14 protein-coding genes are annotated in these 15163 nt (G+C 62.6%); 11 read left to right on the forward strand and 3 right to left on the reverse strand.

Annotated features, from left to right (window positions below):
• Positions 1–350: 350 nt before the first annotated feature.
• Entirely contained in the window at positions 351–2297 is a 1947-nt protein-coding gene (locus AC13EY_RS03750; protein ID WP_482877181.1) for a methyl-accepting chemotaxis protein, read from the forward strand.
• Between the two features lie 2 nt (positions 2298–2299).
• Here AC13EY_RS03750 and uvrA read toward each other — a convergent pair whose 3' ends face one another.
• Positions 2300–5131 carry an excinuclease ABC subunit UvrA gene (gene uvrA / locus AC13EY_RS03755; RefSeq protein ID WP_228246401.1) on the reverse strand — a complete coding sequence of 944 codons (2832 nt, stop codon included), beginning with the start codon at positions 5129–5131 and terminating at the stop codon, positions 2300–2302.
• Positions 5132–5282: 151 nt separating this feature from the next.
• Between uvrA and AC13EY_RS03760 the strand changes: the two genes are divergently transcribed.
• The 4 genes from AC13EY_RS03760 (at position 5283) to AC13EY_RS03775 (ending at position 8949) form a co-directional block, all read left to right on the forward strand.
• Positions 5283–6653, forward strand: a complete 1371-nt coding sequence (locus tag AC13EY_RS03760) for an MFS transporter (RefSeq protein WP_228246402.1) — start codon at positions 5283–5285, stop codon at positions 6651–6653.
• Positions 6654–6679: 26 nt separating this feature from the next.
• The gene (gene ssb, locus AC13EY_RS03765) at positions 6680–7165 is read left to right on the forward strand and encodes a single-stranded DNA-binding protein (protein ID WP_228246403.1); all 486 of its coding nucleotides are present in this window, start codon (positions 6680–6682) and stop codon (positions 7163–7165) included.
• Between the two features lie 144 nt (positions 7166–7309).
• On the forward strand, positions 7310–7987 hold the full coding sequence (locus AC13EY_RS03770) for a histidine phosphatase family protein (protein WP_228246404.1): 678 nt from the start codon (positions 7310–7312) through the stop codon (positions 7985–7987).
• Between the two features lie 80 nt (positions 7988–8067).
• Positions 8068–8949 carry a sugar nucleotide-binding protein gene (locus AC13EY_RS03775; RefSeq protein WP_228246405.1) on the forward strand — a complete coding sequence of 294 codons (882 nt, stop codon included), beginning with the start codon at positions 8068–8070 and terminating at the stop codon, positions 8947–8949.
• Between the two features lie 50 nt (positions 8950–8999).
• Here AC13EY_RS03775 and AC13EY_RS03780 read toward each other — a convergent pair whose 3' ends face one another.
• Positions 9000–9668, reverse strand: coding sequence for an OmpW/AlkL family protein (locus tag AC13EY_RS03780; RefSeq protein ID WP_088277395.1), 669 nt, complete (start codon positions 9666–9668; stop codon positions 9000–9002).
• Positions 9669–9874: 206 nt separating this feature from the next.
• Here AC13EY_RS03780 and AC13EY_RS03785 point away from each other — a divergent pair, with 206 nt between their 5' ends.
• Genes AC13EY_RS03785 through AC13EY_RS03810 form a run of 6 tightly spaced genes read left to right on the forward strand, consistent with a single transcriptional unit; the run spans position 9875 to position 14659 of the window.
• Positions 9875–10639, forward strand: coding sequence for a DUF3450 domain-containing protein (locus tag AC13EY_RS03785; RefSeq protein ID WP_228246406.1), 765 nt, complete (start codon positions 9875–9877; stop codon positions 10637–10639).
• On the forward strand, positions 10636–11976 hold the full coding sequence (locus tag AC13EY_RS03790) for a MotA/TolQ/ExbB proton channel family protein (RefSeq protein ID WP_228246407.1): 1341 nt from the start codon (positions 10636–10638) through the stop codon (positions 11974–11976). The genes AC13EY_RS03785 and AC13EY_RS03790 overlap by 4 nt, the downstream gene beginning before the upstream one ends.
• Positions 11969–12484 carry a MotA/TolQ/ExbB proton channel family protein gene (locus AC13EY_RS03795; RefSeq protein WP_228246408.1) on the forward strand — a complete coding sequence of 172 codons (516 nt, stop codon included), beginning with the start codon at positions 11969–11971 and terminating at the stop codon, positions 12482–12484. The genes AC13EY_RS03790 and AC13EY_RS03795 overlap by 8 nt, the downstream gene beginning before the upstream one ends.
• An 11-nt stretch (positions 12485–12495) precedes the next feature.
• Positions 12496–12906, forward strand: a complete 411-nt coding sequence (locus AC13EY_RS03800) for an ExbD/TolR family protein (protein WP_088277401.1) — start codon at positions 12496–12498, stop codon at positions 12904–12906.
• On the forward strand, positions 12906–13592 hold the full coding sequence (locus AC13EY_RS03805) for an energy transducer TonB (RefSeq protein ID WP_228246409.1): 687 nt from the start codon (positions 12906–12908) through the stop codon (positions 13590–13592). Before AC13EY_RS03800 ends, AC13EY_RS03805 begins: the two co-directional genes overlap by 1 nt.
• A complete protein-coding gene (locus tag AC13EY_RS03810) occupies positions 13592–14659 on the forward strand; it encodes a tetratricopeptide repeat protein (protein ID WP_228246410.1) in 1068 nt (355 codons plus the stop codon). The genes AC13EY_RS03805 and AC13EY_RS03810 overlap by 1 nt, the downstream gene beginning before the upstream one ends.
• Here AC13EY_RS03810 and AC13EY_RS03815 read toward each other — a convergent pair.
• Entirely contained in the window at positions 14653–15156 is a 504-nt protein-coding gene (locus AC13EY_RS03815; protein ID WP_228246411.1) for a DUF3299 domain-containing protein, read from the reverse strand. The two genes, AC13EY_RS03810 and AC13EY_RS03815, sit on opposite strands and share 7 nt — an antisense overlap.
• Positions 15157–15163 lie beyond the last annotated feature (7 nt).

The raw sequence follows: 15163 nt of genomic DNA on the forward strand, positions 1-15163 counted from the left end.
TTGGCTACGAAGCCAAAAGTGCAGCTACTCGGAGGGAATTGGGGCCTTCGCAGGCTGAATCAGTCAACACAGGGAAAATCATTGCAAGCGTCCCAGAAAAACGAAACCCCGCGAAAATGCGGGGTTCGTCAGCAGTCTGAACCGGCTCAGGCCGGTTTTTTTGTGCCTGCAGATCAGCCTGCTGCACTATGAGTGGCCTCGAATGCATGGCGCTGGTGCTCTGCGCAGGGCGGGGTCAACCATAGGCGTTTTCTCAGGCTGATGGTCGGCTATGTTTTACGCTGTGTAAATTAAGTTGCACGATTCTTGCTTGCCGTTCCGTGGAATTCATCTATGCGGAGCGGTGCCCCATGTCCTTGCGTTTCAAGTTGGCAATAACCTACCTGCTCGTTGGTCTGGTACCGGTGGCCGTAATGGCCGCTACCGTGTATTCGCAGGCGAGTAACGCGCTGCGAGACCAAACCCTCAACACGCTTCAGGCGGTTGCCAGCATCAAGCAGCGTCAGCTGCAGGATGGATGGGCGCAGCGGCGAAATCAGCTCGATACCCTGAGTCGTACGCTGAGCAACAGCTACCTTGGTCTGGATGCAGTCGCGCTGGTCAGCGCCAGCAGCTATGACAAGCCTACCTTTGAACATTTCATCGAAGCCTACGGGTATCGGGATCTGAAGCTGGTCAGCCCCGATGGGCTGGTGTTCTTCAGTGTTAACCGCGGTCCTGCCTATCAGGCTTTACTGACTGATTCCGAGTGGGCAGATACACCGCTGGGTGGCGCCGTCGCGCAGGGGTTGTCAGATCCACGAATTCACATTGGCGACCTGGTTTCCGACCCCTTGAGTGCAGACTCGGTACAGTACCTGGTCGCGCCAATTGGAGCTGATGGGCTGTTACAGGCGCTGTTGGTACTTGAGTTGCCGATAGGTCCGCTCAATGAACTGATGCACGAACGCCAGGGTCTGGGTGACAAGGGTGAGACCTATCTGGTGGGCAATGATCGACGTTTGCGTTCCGATTCGGTGCGCTTTCCGGACCGGCGCGCCGGGGAGGGGCAGTCGCTTGGTGGCCTTGCGATCGAACAGGCTATTGCCGGGCAGAGCGGACGCCTGAGCGAATCCGGCCTTGATGGGGCTACGGCGTTAAAAGCCTTTGCGCCTGTCGAGTTCGACGGTCAGCGCTGGGCGCTGATAGCCGAAGTGGATTCCGAGCAGGCTTTCGCGCCGGTGCGTGCACTGATGTGGCAGGTATTGCTGCTTGGGGGTTTTACCGTCGCAGCAGTATTGCTGGCGACGGTGCTGGTCAGTCGTAGTGTGATGCGCCCGCTTGGCGATGAGCCGCTGAACATGGTCAGCTTCGCAGAGAGCCTGGCGAGAGGTGAACTTCGCTCTGCGGGTAGGCAGGCGCACTCCGGAGGGCTGCTGCAGGCGTTACAGGAGATGGCGGCGGCCTGGCGCGGTGTGGTTCAGCAGTTGCGCGCTTCCAGCGAGGCGGTTGGTGGTGCCAGTGATGACATTCTTGATGCGGCGGGGCGTACCAGTGCCAGACTGGAGCAGCAGCAAGACGCCGTAGAAATGGTCGTCTCTGCTGTGGACGAGATGGCGGCAACCGTACAGGAAATCGCGAGCTCCGCATCCGCTAGTGCCGAGCGGATTGCCGGAGCGCGCAAGGCGTTTGGGGCGATGCAGAACACGCTGGAAGAGATGATCCGTCGTCAGGATCAGCTACTCGGCGGTCTGCGTAGCGCGGACACGGTGGTACAAACCCTTGCCGATGATAGTCGGCAGATTGGCGTTGTGCTGCAGGTGATCAACGGTATTGCGGAGCAGACCAACCTGCTCGCACTCAACGCAGCAATTGAGGCGGCTCGCGCCGGGGAGCAGGGGAGGGGATTTGCGGTGGTTGCCGATGAAGTGCGTCAGCTCGCGCTGCGTACCCGCACTGCTACCGAGGAGGTGGTCACTATAGTCGGCGCCCTGGATCAGTCCTCGTTGCAAGCGCTTGATCGCATGCAGGCCGCGTCATCGCAGGCACAGTCGCTGGAGCAGGAAACCCAGTTGGTGCTGGGCCGTCTCGGAGATCTGGACGGTGCGCTGCATGCGGTTCAGAGTCTGGCGTTTCAGATTGCCACCGCCGCGGAGCAGCAGGCCGCAACGACCGCGGACGTAAACCAGCATATGCACCGGTTGCAGGATATGACCGCTGAAAGTCGGGACACCGCAGTGCATACCCGCGATTGCGGCGAGCGGCTGCAGCGGCTGGCGGGCAGTCAGCTGCAGCTGGTCGCGCACTTTCAGCTGTAGGCTCAGGCGCGATCCCGTTCCAGTAGCGGGCCGAGGAAGCGGCCGGTATGGGATGCCGGTTCTGCTGCCACCTGTTCCGGGGTGCCGGTGGCAATGATCTGGCCTCCGCGTGAGCCGCCTTCCGGACCAAGGTCGACGATCCAGTCGGCGGTCTTGATCACATCCAGGTTGTGCTCGATAACCACCACGGTATTGCCGTGGTCACGCAGTCGGTGCAGCACGTCGAGCAATTGCTGGATATCGGCGAAGTGCAGGCCCGTGGTCGGCTCGTCGAGGATGTAGAGCGTCTTGCCGGTGTCGCGCTTGGACAGTTCGCGGGCCAGTTTGACCCGTTGCGCTTCACCACCTGACAGCGTGGTAGCGGACTGGCCAAGGCGGATATAGGACAGGCCTACATCAATCAGCGTTTGCAGCTTGCGGGCAATCGCCGGTACGGCATCGAAGAACTCGCGGGCTTCCTCGATGGTCATTTCCAGTACCTCGTGGATGCTTTTGCCCTTGTACTTGATCTCCAGGGTTTCGCGGTTATAGCGCTTGCTCTTGCACACGTCGCAGGGAACGTAGATGTCCGGCAGAAAGTGCATTTCGACCTTGATCAGGCCGTCGCCCTGGCAGGCCTCGCAGCGTCCGCCCTTGACGTTGAAGGAGAACCGCCCTGCCTTGTAGCCGCGCGAGCGGGCTTCCTGGGTGCCGGCAAACAGGTCGCGAATCGGCGTAAACAGTCCGGTATAGGTTGCCGGGTTGGAGCGTGGCGTGCGGCCGATCGGGCTCTGGTCGATATCCACTACCTTGTCCAGGTGCTGCAGGCCGTCGAAGCTGTCGTAGGGTGCAGTCTCCAGCGTGGTCGCGCCGTTCAGTGCGGTCGCGGTAATCGGGAACAGGGTATTGTTGATCAGTGTCGATTTGCCCGAGCCGGATACCCCGGTCACGCAGGTCAGCAGGCCGACCGGGATCTCCAGGTTGACCTTCTGCAGGTTATTGCCGCACGCGCCCTTGAGGCGCAGCCAGTCCTTGCGCAGCGGGGTGCGTTCAGCCGGCACGGCAATCTTGACCTTGCCGGACAGGTATTTGCCGGTCAGCGAGGCGGGGTCGTCCATCACTTGCTGCGGCGTGCCTTTTGATACGACCTGACCTCCGTGTACACCGGCGCCGGGGCCGATGTCGACGACGTAGTCGGCCAGCCGAATGGCGTCTTCATCGTGCTCGACCACAATCACCGTGTTGCCCAGATCGCGCAGGTGCACCAGGGTGGCGAGCAGGCGCTCGTTGTCGCGCTGGTGCAGCCCGATCGAGGGCTCGTCGAGGATGTACATCACGCCGACCAGGCCGGCGCCAATCTGGCTGGCCAGACGGATACGCTGGGCCTCGCCGCCGGACAGGGTGTCGGCGCTGCGGTCGAGGGTCAGATAGTCGAGGCCGACGTTGACCAGAAACATCAGACGGGCACGGATTTCCTTGAGAATCTTTTCGGCAATTTCGCCGCGGCTGCCCTCCAGCGTTAGTTGCTCGAAGTATTCTGCGGCGCTGCCAACCGGCAGGGTGGTGACGCCCGGCAGGTTGCGGCCGTCGATCATCACGTGGCGGGCCTCGCGGCGCAGACGGGTGCCGTGGCAATCGGGGCAAGGCTGGGTGCTCAGGTACTTGGCCAGTTCCTCGCGCACGCTCTGGGACTCGGTCTCCCGGTAGCGGCGTTCCAGGTTCGGCAGGATGCCCTCGAACGGATGCTCGCGGCGCACCACGTCGCCACGATCGTTGAGGTAGCGGAACGGTACGTTGTCCTTGCCGGTGCCGCTGAGGATCAGCTTGCGGTGTGGTTCCTGCAGCTTTTCAAACGGCTGGTCGAGATCGATGCCGTAGTGCTCCGCCAGTGAGCTGAGCATCTGGAAGTAATAGACGTTGCGGCGGTCCCAGCCGCGGATGGCGCCCTCGGCCAGCGTCAGCTCGCCATTGACCAGGCGACGGGCGTCGAAGAACTGTTTCACGCCCAGACCGTCACAGCCAGGGCAGGCGCCGGCCGGGTTGTTGAAGGAGAACAGGCGCGGTTCGAGTTCGCTGATCGAGTGGCCGCATTCCGGGCAGGCAAAGCGTGCGCTGAAGGTAACTTCCTCGCCGTCCTCGCCCTCCATCGGGGCGATGATGGCAATGCCGTCGGCCAGGCTGATTGCCGTCTCGAATGACTCGGCCAGACGCTGCTGCAGGTCTGCGCGGACCTTGAAGCGGTCAACCACGACCTCAATGGTGTGCTTGCGCTTCTTGTCCAGCGCCGGCGCCTCATCCAGTTCGTGGATGCGGCCATCGATGCGGGCGCGGACGAAGCCCTGCGCACGCAGCTCTTCAATCAGGGCCAGGTGTTCGCCCTTGCGTTCACGCATGACTGGTGCCAGCAGCATCAATTTGCTGCCTTCCGGCATGGCCAGCACCTGATCGACCATCTGGCTGATGGTCTGGGCGGCCAGCGGCAGGTTGTGGTCCGGGCACATCGGGGTGCCGACGCGGGCAAACAGCAGGCGCAGGTAGTCGTAGATCTCGGTGATGGTGCCGACGGTGGAGCGCGGGTTGTGCGAGGTGGACTTCTGCTCGATCGAGATGGCTGGCGATAGGCCTTCGATGTGGTCGACGTCCGGCTTCTCCATCATCGACAGGAACTGCCGGGCATAGGCCGATAGAGACTCGACGTAACGGCGCTGGCCCTCGGCGTAGAGCGTATCAAAGGCCAGCGACGACTTGCCCGAGCCTGACAGGCCGGTAATCACGATCAGCTTGTCGCGTGGCAGATCAAGGTCGACGTTCTTCAGGTTGTGTGTGCGTGCACCCCGTATCTGGATCGTATCCACAGTACTCTCACCTCGCAGCCGACAAAGCGGAGAAGTATACGGCCTGCGCCGGTGTGGCGGCAAAGTTCGGCCGTCTTCATGCGTCCACTTGCATGGCCGTCCCGGTCACCGGAAAGGCATGATAAAATCCGCGCTTTTACCCGGAGCTGTCATGCATCAGGTTGACTCGATGAGTCCGCAGGAACGCCGCGCCTCGATCTCGCTGGCGCTGGTTTTTGCATTTCGCATGCTGGGTCTGTTTATGGTGTTGCCGGTGCTGGCGACCTATGGCCAGCAACTTCAGGGGGCCACGCCGCTGCTGATTGGTATGGCTATCGGTGCCTACGGGCTGACCCAGGCTGTGCTGCAAATTCCCTTCGGCATGCTGTCCGATCGGATCGGGCGCAAACCGGTCATTATCTTCGGTCTCGTGCTGTTTGCGGCTGGGGGCCTGCTGGCGGCAGGGGCGGACAGCATTCAACAGGTTATAGCCGGGCGGATTCTGCAAGGGGCGGGTGCCATCGCAGCCGCCGTCATGGCGCTGGTTGCCGACTCGACCCGTGAACAGCACCGTACCAAGGCCATGGCGATGATCGGCATGAGTATCGGCCTGGCCTTTGCCGTCGCGATGGTGGCCGGGCCGGTCGTTGCAGGCATCGCCGGGCTGGGCGGCGTCTTTCTGTCGACCTCGATGTTGGCGATCGTTGGTATTGGCCTGGTGCTGCTGGTCGTGCCGACGCCGCAGCAGGTGCTTCTCCACCGCGATGCCGGGATTGTGCGCGGTGCCCTGCGACCGGCGCTCGCCAATTCTGAACTGTTGCGGCTGAATTACGGCATCGCCTGCCTTCACGCCATTCTGATGGCGACCTTTCTGGCGATTCCGCTGGCGCTTCAGCAGCAGGCCGGCTTGCCAAAGGAAGAGCACTGGTGGGTCTATCTGGCGGCCTTGCTGCTGTCGTTCTTCGGTATGGTGCCGTTCATTATTTACGCCGAAAGGCAGCGTCAGATGAAGAGAGTGCTGCTGGGTGCGGTGGCCTTGCTGGTGTTGGTCCAGCCGCTGTTCTGGCTGACCCAGGCTTCGCTGCCCTGGCTGGTCGCCTGCATCATCCTGTTCTTTGTCGGTTTTAACCTGCTGGAGGCGACCTTGCCGTCGTTGCTCAGCAAGATTGCCCCGGCAGGCGGCAAGGGCACTGCTATGGGCGTGTATTCCACCAGTCAGTTTGCCGGGGCGGCACTGGGTGGCATGTTTGGCGGCTGGCTGTTCGCCCATTTTGGTCTGGGCGGGGTATTCGTCGGATGCGCGCTGCTGGCGCTGTCGTGGCTGGCTATTGGTGTTACCATGCGCGAACCGCCTTACGTAACCAGTTACCGGTTGGCCGTGTCCTCTGATCGCATCAGAGACGCAGGCCTGGCCGCCAGCCTGCTTGCTGTCGCAGGTGTGACCGACGTCGTGATTGTTGCCGACGAATCGGCTGCCTACTTGAAAGTCGATAGCAAACTGCTGGATCGTGAAGCGTTGGACCGGGTCGCAGCACCCGTTTGATCACCCAGGCATATCAGGAGAATAGAATGGCCAGAGGCGTCAACAAGGTAATTTTGATCGGTAATGTCGGTGGTGATCCGGAAGTGCGCTACCTGCCCAATGGCAACGCAGTCGCCAACGTCACCCTGGCAACCACTGACAGCTGGAAGGACAAGCAGACTGGCCAGATGCAGGAACGTACCGAGTGGCACCGTGTGGTGTTCTTTGGCCGTATCGCCGAGGTGGTTGGCGAGTACGCGCGCAAGGGCTCCAAGCTCTACGTCGAAGGTCGTCTGCAGACCCGCGAGTGGGAGAAGGACGGCGTCAAGCGCTACACCACCGAGGTTGTGGTCGACATGGGCGGTCAGATGCAGCTGCTCGACAGCCGTCAGGGCGGTGGCGAACAGGGCATGAGCCAGTCCCGCCCGCAGCGTCCCGCGGCCCAGCCGCAGGCCGCCGCGCAGCCGCAGCAGGCCGCGCCGCAGCAGTCGGCACCGGATTACGACAGCTTTGATGATGACATTCCGTTCTAGAATGTAGCTGTCGCCGCAACCCGGCATGACCTAGGATCCTGTATCCCCGGTCTGCCGGGTTTTTTTATGGCTCGTGAAAGCTCCTGTGTCGCAGATGATGCCGGGCAGCGGGTTGCCCAATCACTCCAGCACAGAGAGAGCAACATGTCAGAGGTGTATTTCGTTCGTCACGGTCAGGCGTCGTTCGGCAGCGACAACTACGATCAGCTGTCACCAAAGGGGCATCAGCAGGCGCGGATGCTGGGCGAATACTTCGCGACCCAGCAGCTGCAGTTTGATCACATCCTGACGGGTGACATGGTGCGCCACCGCGAAACGGCCGAGGGCATCTGCGCCGGCATGGGAATTGAGGCCAGCGGCTTTCAGGTCTTTCCGGAGTTGAACGAGTTCGACTTTCACTCGATTCTGCACGCCTTTCTCGCTCAGCACCCCGAGCAGGCCTTGCCGGAAAAGCCGACCGTAGCCGATTTTTTCAAACGCCTGAAGCAGGGCATCGTGCTCTGGTCCGAAGGCGAATTGCAGGGGGAACTGCCGGAAACCTGGGCGAGCTTCGAGGATCGTATCCTTTCGGTGCGTGAGCACATCATGGCCAACTACAAGGGCAGCAAGGTGCTGGCTGTGAGCTCTGGCGGCGCTATTGCCATGCTGGTGCGACAACTGCTCGAGGCGCCCAGCCGGACCATGGTCGAGCTGAATCTGCAGACCCGCAACACCGCGATCATTCAGTGCGTATTCAATCAGCACAACATGCGCTTGAGCAGTTTCAACAGCGTTCCGCACCTGGATAACCTTCAGCACCGTGACCTGATTACCTATACCTGAGTTTCCACAGGTGACGTCGTTGGCCTGAGACTGCACAATACAGGCTGTCTCGGGTTATCAGGATCAAGGGTCAACAAAGCATGCGGATGCGGGTGTTGCTGCTGGGCAAGTCGTCACTCCTCGGGCGCGCACTGACGGTGCAGGCGGCAGCGGAAGACATTGAGTTTCTTACGCTGGACGAGGAGCCCGCCGATTGGCAACCGTCTGCTATCGCCGGGTGGCTGGATGCTTTGCAGCCGGATGCGGTTGTTGATCTGGCGTTCTACCACCAGCAGTTTCAGGTGCTGGCACCCACTGCCGAAGCGCTGGATCAGCATACGGCATTCGCCCGGCAACTGATTGCGGAATGCCGGCAGCGTGATCTGCTGTTGTGCATGCTCTCCAATACGCGTGTGTTTGACGGCAGCAAGGGGCAGCCCTACACCGAGAAGGATCCGTTGCAGCCAATTGGTCTGCACGGGGCACAGCAGGCTGCGCTGGACAGCTTGCTGGAGCAGTGCTGCTCCCGTCATCTGCTGCTGCGTTTCAGCTGGGTTCTGGATTCGTCCGAAGGCGGCCTGCTGCAGCGCCTTATCAGTCAGTTGTGCAGCGGTGAGACCGTCGTACTGGCCGAGGAGTGGCGGGGGAACCCGACTCCCGTGGCGGATATGGCGCGGGTAGTGTTGAGTGCGCTCAAGCAATTGGACTGCAACGCCCAGCTGTACGGGTGTTATCACTATGCAAGTGGAGAAATGGCCAGCTGGATCAGCTTCGCCCGGACATTGGCTCAGGAACTGGTTTCCTGCGGGCGAATCGAGCGCGAGCCGGGCATTGAGCCGGTTGCCTTCGAGACCCAGCCCGCCGCGGCAGTCGAACCGCGCAACGCGGTGCTCAGCGGTCGTCGCCTGCTGCATGTCTTTGGTATCAAGCCGCGCACCTGGCGCATCGGCCTGCCCGAATTGCTGGATAAAAAAATCCCCTGAGATCACAAGGATCCCAGGGGAAAGTGCAGCCGTGAGTGCGGGAGGAGGGCTTAGAACTTGTAGCCCAGGCTCACCATGTAGACCATCGGATCGATCTCGACGTCAACCTTGCCTTTATTGCCGTTCAGCTCGAAAGAGGCTTCGGTATCGATGTCGGCGTACCAGATGGCGCCGTTCAGAATCAGGCGTTCGCCAATCTGATAGTCAACGCCGGCTTCCAGGGCAAGACCGATAGAGTCATCCAGGTCCAGGTTGCTGAAACCGGCGGCCTTGTTGGCGCTGGTAAACTCTTCACTGAAGAAGGTGGTGTAGTTCAGACCGGCACCGACGTAAGGCTGCAGCTTGGAAGCACTGTGCATCGGGAAGTACTGCAAGGTGACGGTCGGTGGCAGGTGCTTGATGTCAGCCAGTTTGCCCACGCCGTTCAGGTTGATGCTGTGTTCGAACGGCGTAGCGCCCAGGATGCCGATGCCCACATGCTCGGTCAGCATGTATGTGCCGGTGATACCCAGCTGGACGTTACTGTCGACGCCGACATCGGTGCCGATATCAGCGCCATTGAGAGTCACGTTGCTGCTGTCTTCCTGCGGGTCAACGGCAACCGCGCCAACGCGAACGATGGCGTCGCCTGCCTGGTAGGCCTGAGCGGTTACCGAAACGGCCAGCAGTGCAGGGGCGAAAAGGGCTGCAAGGCCGAGGCGGGATGCGAAAGCTGACATGTTCTGTCTCCTAGTGTGTTGGACAGGTGCAACTGTACGAGCAAGCGCAGTAACGACTATTGATCTGGAGCAAGTTGCTGGCAGAGTTGAGTGCGGCAGGCTGCCGCAGGCTGTGACTGAGGTCACGGTTGCCCGCACTGCCAACAAAACTGACAATGGCTGTCTTTGGCCGTCTTCAGGTGGCCGGTGAGTTCGAGGAACGCTGGATGAAACCATTATGGCTGACGGTGGTGCTGCTGACATTGCCGTTGACGCTGCAGGCTCAGCAGTCTCTTGAGCAGGCGCAGCAGCAGAGTCAGGCGCTTGTTGATGATGCGGTCGCGGCGCAGCAGCGTATCAATGAGCTGGATCAGGCAACCCGCGCCGCGCTGGAGGCTTATCGCCACGCCGTGACCCAGGCCGATGCCCTGATCGATTACAGCGAGCGAATGCAACAGTTGGTCGCGAGCCAGGCAGACGAGATCGCCAGCCTGCAACAGCAGATCGACAGCGTCGCCGACACCCAGCGGGAAATGCTGCCGCTGATCCGGCGCATGATCGAATCGCTGGATGCCTTTATTGCTCTGGATCTGCCCTTCCTGCTGGACGAACGGGAGGAGCGGGTCGCCCGTTTGCAGGCCCTGCTGGTTGACCCCGATGTCAGCATCGCGGAGTTGTACCGTCGGGTGCTGGAGGCCTATCAGATCGAGAGTGAATACGGCCGCACGCTGGAGGCCTGGCGTGGCCCGCTCAATGATGGGGATCAGCAGCGGGTTGTCGAGTTTTTGCGGGTTGGTCGGCTGATGCTGTTCTTCCAGAGTCTGGATGGTCGGCAGCAGGGCTACTGGGACGCCGCCCATGGGCAATGGCAGGCGCTGCCGTCCAGCTATCGGCGTGCGCTGGATCAGGGGATGGCGATTGCCCGCAACGAGCAGACGCCGCAGATGTTGCGTCTGCCGATGCCGCAGGTCAGTGTGGAGGTGGCGCCATGAAGTGGCTTGCTTTCCTGTTTGTCTGTTTACTCGCGCCGCTGGTGCAGGCACAAACACTGGACAAGGACGCCCTGCTGCAAAGCATCCGTGATACCCGCAGCGCCGAGCAGGCAGCGATGCAGGCGCGGGAGCAGCAGTTTCTGCGCGAGCGTGATCAGCAGCAACAGCGGCTGGCGCAGGCGCGTGCGCGGCTGGCTCAGGCCCAGGCCCGGGCCGATCAGCTGGATGCGCAGTTCAAGGCCCAGGGTGAGCAGCTGGCTGCACTGAGAGAAGAGCTGACCCAGCGCAGCGGCAATCTCGGCGAGCTGTTCGGGGTTGTTCGCCAGAGCGCCGGGGATACCCTCGGGCAGTGGCAGGGCTCGCAGCTCAACAGCCGTTTTCCCGAACGGCGCGACGAGCTGGAGGCGCTGGCGCAAAGCAGCAGAATCCCCAGTGTCGAGGCGCTCGAGCAGTTCTGGTATCGGTTGCAGCAGGATATGACCGCCAGTGGCGAGGTCGCCCGGATCAGCGCATCGGTGGTTGATCGCCAGGGCCGCAGCGCGGCGACTCCGGTGGTGCTGGTCGGCCCGTTTGTTGCCCTCTCCGAACCGGGTTATCTGCTGTATCAGCCCGAGTCCAACAGCCTGCAGCTGGCCGCCCGTCAGCCGGGTGGCAGCGGGCTGGTTGCCGACTTTCTCGCGCCCCGTGAGGTGCCTGGCGATATTCTGATCGATCCCGCCCGAGGTCAGGTCATCGCCCAGCTGCAACGCACGCCGGACCTGCTGACGCGCGTGTCGCAGGGTGGCATCGTGGGGTATGTGATTGTGGCGCTGGGGGGGCTGGGCGTGCTGCTGGCGCTGGCGCGGCTGATCTGGCTGCAGCGGGTGCAGCGCGGCGTGGATCGGCAGATTGATGACCTGGACGCGCTGCGCAGTGACAATCCGCTGGGGCGCGTGTTGAGCGTGATCGGCAGCAAGCCGCGACTGGAGGCGCTGGACACCCTTGAGCTCAAGCTGGATGAGGCCATTCTGCGCGAGACGCCGGCGCTGGAACGCTGGCAGGGGCTGATCAAACTGCTCGCTGCGGTGGCACCGTTGCTGGGTCTGCTGGGTACCGTGACCGGTATGATCGTCACCTTCCAGGCTATTACCCAGTACGGCAGTGGTGACCCGAAACTCATGGCAGACGGCATTTCCCAGGCGCTGGTAACCACCGTTCTGGGCTTGCTGGCGGCCATTCCGCTGCTGTTTCTGCATACCCTGGTGGTGGCGCGCAGCAAAGCGCTGGTGCAGCTGCTGGAGCAGCAGAGTGCCGGTCTGATCGCGCTGCATCTGGGTGGTGGAGAGTCGCGTGACTGATCTGCTCTGGCGCCTGCTGGCGTTCCTCGACAGCGGTGGCTGGGTGCTGTGGACCATTTTGGTCGCCACCCTAATGCTGTGGACGCTGATGCTGGAGCGGCTGTGGTATCTGGCGCGGGTGTTTCCGCAGCAGGCGCGGGCGTTGCAGCAACGCTGGCTGGCGCGCGGTGAGCGGCGCAGCGCGGCGGCGCGGCATATTCGCACCGCCTGGCTGGCGCAGGCGCAGGCACAACTGAGCCGGTTTCTGCCGCTGGTGCGGGTGCTGATCGCGCTGTGTCCGCTGCTCGGGCTGCTGGGCACGGTCAGCGGCATGATTCAGGTATTTGACGTGATGGCGCTCAGTGGCAATGGCAACCCCCGGGCGATGGCCGCCGGTGTGTCGCGTGCGACGGTGCCGACCATGGCCGGAATGGTGATCGCGATCAGCGGTCTGTTTTGTCTGGCACGGCTGGACCAGCAGTCGCGGCGTGCGCTGCAGCGTCTGTCCGACCGCCTGCAGCAGGATTAGGAGAGCAGCTGATGCGCATGCGCAGACATCACGCCGGTAGCGAAGACGAAGCGGGTATCGACCTGACACCGATGCTCGACATTGTTTTTATCATGCTGATTTTCTTTATTGTCACCAGCTCCTTTGTGCGCGAAGCGGGCATTGATGTGTTGCGCCCGAGTGCAGACAGCGCGGTGAGCAAACCGCGCGCCAGCATCCTGGTCGCTGTGAGCGCCGATGGCGAGATCTGGATGGACGGCAAGCCGGTCGATATTCGTGCGGTGCGTGCCGGGGTTGAGCGCATGCGCGTCGATCAGCCGGACAGCACGGTGGTCGTTCAGGCTGATCGCGATGCCCGTACCGGCCTCGTGGTGCGGGTGATGGATCAGATCAGGCTGGCAGGCGTCAGTGACGTGGCGCTCGCCGCTACGGCAGGACAGTGATGCGGCTGATCGGCAGCTTTTTGCTGGCGCTGCTGGTCGCCCTGGCGCTGTTTGGCCTGATGCTGGCGCTGGTGACGCCACCTGAACGGGCGCAGATGCCGGAGCGCGAACTGGTGCGCATCGGCGTCACCCGCAGCGTTGCCGACAGCCGCAATGAGCATCAGCCGCAGCAAGCGGTGCCGGAGCGCCCAACGCCACCCCAGCGTCCACCATTGCAGCCGCCTGCCGTTGAGGCGCCGCCATTGCCAGCCCCTGAACTGAAAATTGAAATTCCACAGTTGCAGGCGGACCTGCGCCTCAGCGCTGCCCCGGTGTTACCTCCGCTGGAGGCGGCTGCCGTCGGGCCCTCGGCTGCGGTCAGTGCACCAGCAGCGGCGGCGCCTGCCCATGGCGCTGTGGCGGGCAGTGCCGAGGAACTGGTGCCGCTCAGTGAAGTGCCTCCGGACTACCCGATGCGGGCGGCGGCGGCCGGAATCGAGGGTTCTGTGACCTTGCGGTTCACGGTCAATGCCGAAGGCCGGGTGGAGGATATCGAGGTGATCGCCTCGGAGCCGCCCGGTGTGTTTGATCGTGCGGCTCGGCGAGCAATCAGTCGCAGTCGCTTTGTACCCCGGCAGGAGAACGGCGTACCGGTCGCACGGGAGGCTACCAAGGTGTTCAACTTTGTCCTTGAGGGCAAGCACTGATGCGTGGCTGGCTGTTTGGCTGGTTGCTGCTGGCAACGCCACTGTCGGCTGCGCAGATTGATCCTGCCGTTTACAAGGCACTGGACGACGCAAGGGCCGCCGAGCAGCGTGGTGATACGACCGGCGCCCGGCTGCAGTTGCAGGCCGCTCTGCCGGCGAGCGCGGAGGGAAGTCTTGAGCGGGCGTTGCTGCAGCAGCGGCTGGCTTACCTGGCGATTGATGCTAACGACCCCGAGCACGCGATTCATTGGCTGAGCGAGACTCTCAAGCAGGATGCTCTGGGTGCCGAAGCGCAGGCGCAGGATCGTGCCAATCTGGCGCGGCTGTTGCTGCAGCAGGAGCGCTATCAGCAGGCGGCGGTTGAGCTGGCGCTGTTGCCACCGAGTGATGCTATCCGTCAGTTGCAGGTGCAGGCGTATCGCCAGCTTGGGCAGTTCGACAAGGCACTGCCGCTGGCAGAGCAGGTGGTACGCGAGCGCCCGGCGGCGGACGACAGCTGGTATCAGTTGCTGGTTGGCATGAATTACGAACTCAAGCGCTACGCAGCGGCGGCGCGCTGGCAACAGGTGCTCCTGCAGCGTGCCCCCGGAAACGCCGCCAGCTGGCGCCAACTGGCGAGTCTGCAGAGTCTGGCCGGTGAACAGGGCAAGGCGGCGGCGACCATGCGGCTCGCGCAGCTGGCCGGCGTCGGTCTGCAGGCGTCTGACATGGAGAGCCTGATTGCCCTGCACGCCCGTGCGGGCGCGCCATGGCAGGCAGCGCGATTACTCGAACAGCTACTCCGTGAGCGCCTGCTGCAAACGACGCTGGAGCGACAGCGCCAGTTGGCGCAGTTGTGGCAGGCAGCGCGGGATTACCCGCAGGCGCTGAAGGTCTGGCAACAGGTAGCTGGCGCCTCCGGGCAAACAGCGGATCGGCTGCAGGTGGCCTGGTTGCACTACCAGCAGGCGCAGTGGCAGGACGTGCTTGCTATGGTTCAGGGGATTCAGCCCGCCAGTGCCGCCCAGCGTCGTCAGCTTGCCAGCCTGAGGGCAGCGGCGCAGCAGGCGCTGGGTATGGATCAGTAGACAAACTCTTCGATCGCACTGGCCTCCAGCCGGTAACCGGCGCTGGCCAGTTCGCTTTCGCTCTGCTCAACCCGCAGCTTGCCGGTAATCCAGTACGGTACCCAGGTGGCGTCCAGCGCAATACCGATTTCGCTGTGGACCAGCACGATCTGGTTCGACGGCGGAGGCGGTACGTGGATGCAGGCACCGAAGTAGGGTACCAGCAGAAACTCGGTAACGCGCTGGCTGGGGTCTACATTCAATGGCACAACATAGCCCGGCAGCTTGACCTCCTGGCCGTCCAGCTCGGCGACGGTCGGTGCGTTCGCCATGCTTTGAGTCAGCGGATTGGCTGGAGCCTGATCTTCCGACTGCAAACCGTTGTGCTGTGCCGGCGGCATGCCGTACAGGTGGCCGGTACCGGCGGGTACCAGGTCATCCCAGCTGAGCTCTCGGGCGGCTTCGGCCGGCAGTATCAGCAGGCTGAGGGTCAGGGCAAACAAGCGTGTCAGGCGCATCAGGCTT

This window comes from Halopseudomonas sp. L-58, assembly GCF_056859475.1.

Excerpts from the sequence above, each read along its gene's own strand:
- AC13EY_RS03810 (WP_228246410.1), top strand. The coding sequence starts at position 13,592 with ATGCGTGGCTGGCTGTTTGGCTGGTTGCTGCTGGCAACGCCACTGTCG.
- AC13EY_RS03775 (WP_228246405.1), top strand. The coding sequence starts at position 8,068 with ATGCGGATGCGGGTGTTGCTGCTGGGCAAGTCGTCACTCCTCGGGCGC.
- AC13EY_RS03815 (WP_228246411.1), bottom strand. The coding sequence starts at position 15,156 with ATGCGCCTGACACGCTTGTTTGCCCTGACCCTCAGCCTGCTGATACTG.
- ssb (WP_228246403.1), top strand. The coding sequence starts at position 6,680 with ATGGCCAGAGGCGTCAACAAGGTAATTTTGATCGGTAATGTCGGTGGT.
- AC13EY_RS03800 (WP_088277401.1), top strand. The coding sequence starts at position 12,496 with ATGCGCATGCGCAGACATCACGCCGGTAGCGAAGACGAAGCGGGTATC.
- AC13EY_RS03785 (WP_228246406.1), top strand. The coding sequence starts at position 9,875 with ATGAAACCATTATGGCTGACGGTGGTGCTGCTGACATTGCCGTTGACG.
- AC13EY_RS03750 (WP_482877181.1), top strand. The coding sequence starts at position 351 with ATGTCCTTGCGTTTCAAGTTGGCAATAACCTACCTGCTCGTTGGTCTG.
- AC13EY_RS03790 (WP_228246407.1), top strand. The coding sequence starts at position 10,636 with ATGAAGTGGCTTGCTTTCCTGTTTGTCTGTTTACTCGCGCCGCTGGTG.
- AC13EY_RS03760 (WP_228246402.1), top strand. The coding sequence starts at position 5,283 with ATGCATCAGGTTGACTCGATGAGTCCGCAGGAACGCCGCGCCTCGATC.
- AC13EY_RS03770 (WP_228246404.1), top strand. The coding sequence starts at position 7,310 with ATGTCAGAGGTGTATTTCGTTCGTCACGGTCAGGCGTCGTTCGGCAGC.
- AC13EY_RS03805 (WP_228246409.1), top strand. The coding sequence starts at position 12,906 with ATGCGGCTGATCGGCAGCTTTTTGCTGGCGCTGCTGGTCGCCCTGGCG.
- AC13EY_RS03780 (WP_088277395.1), bottom strand. The coding sequence starts at position 9,668 with ATGTCAGCTTTCGCATCCCGCCTCGGCCTTGCAGCCCTTTTCGCCCCT.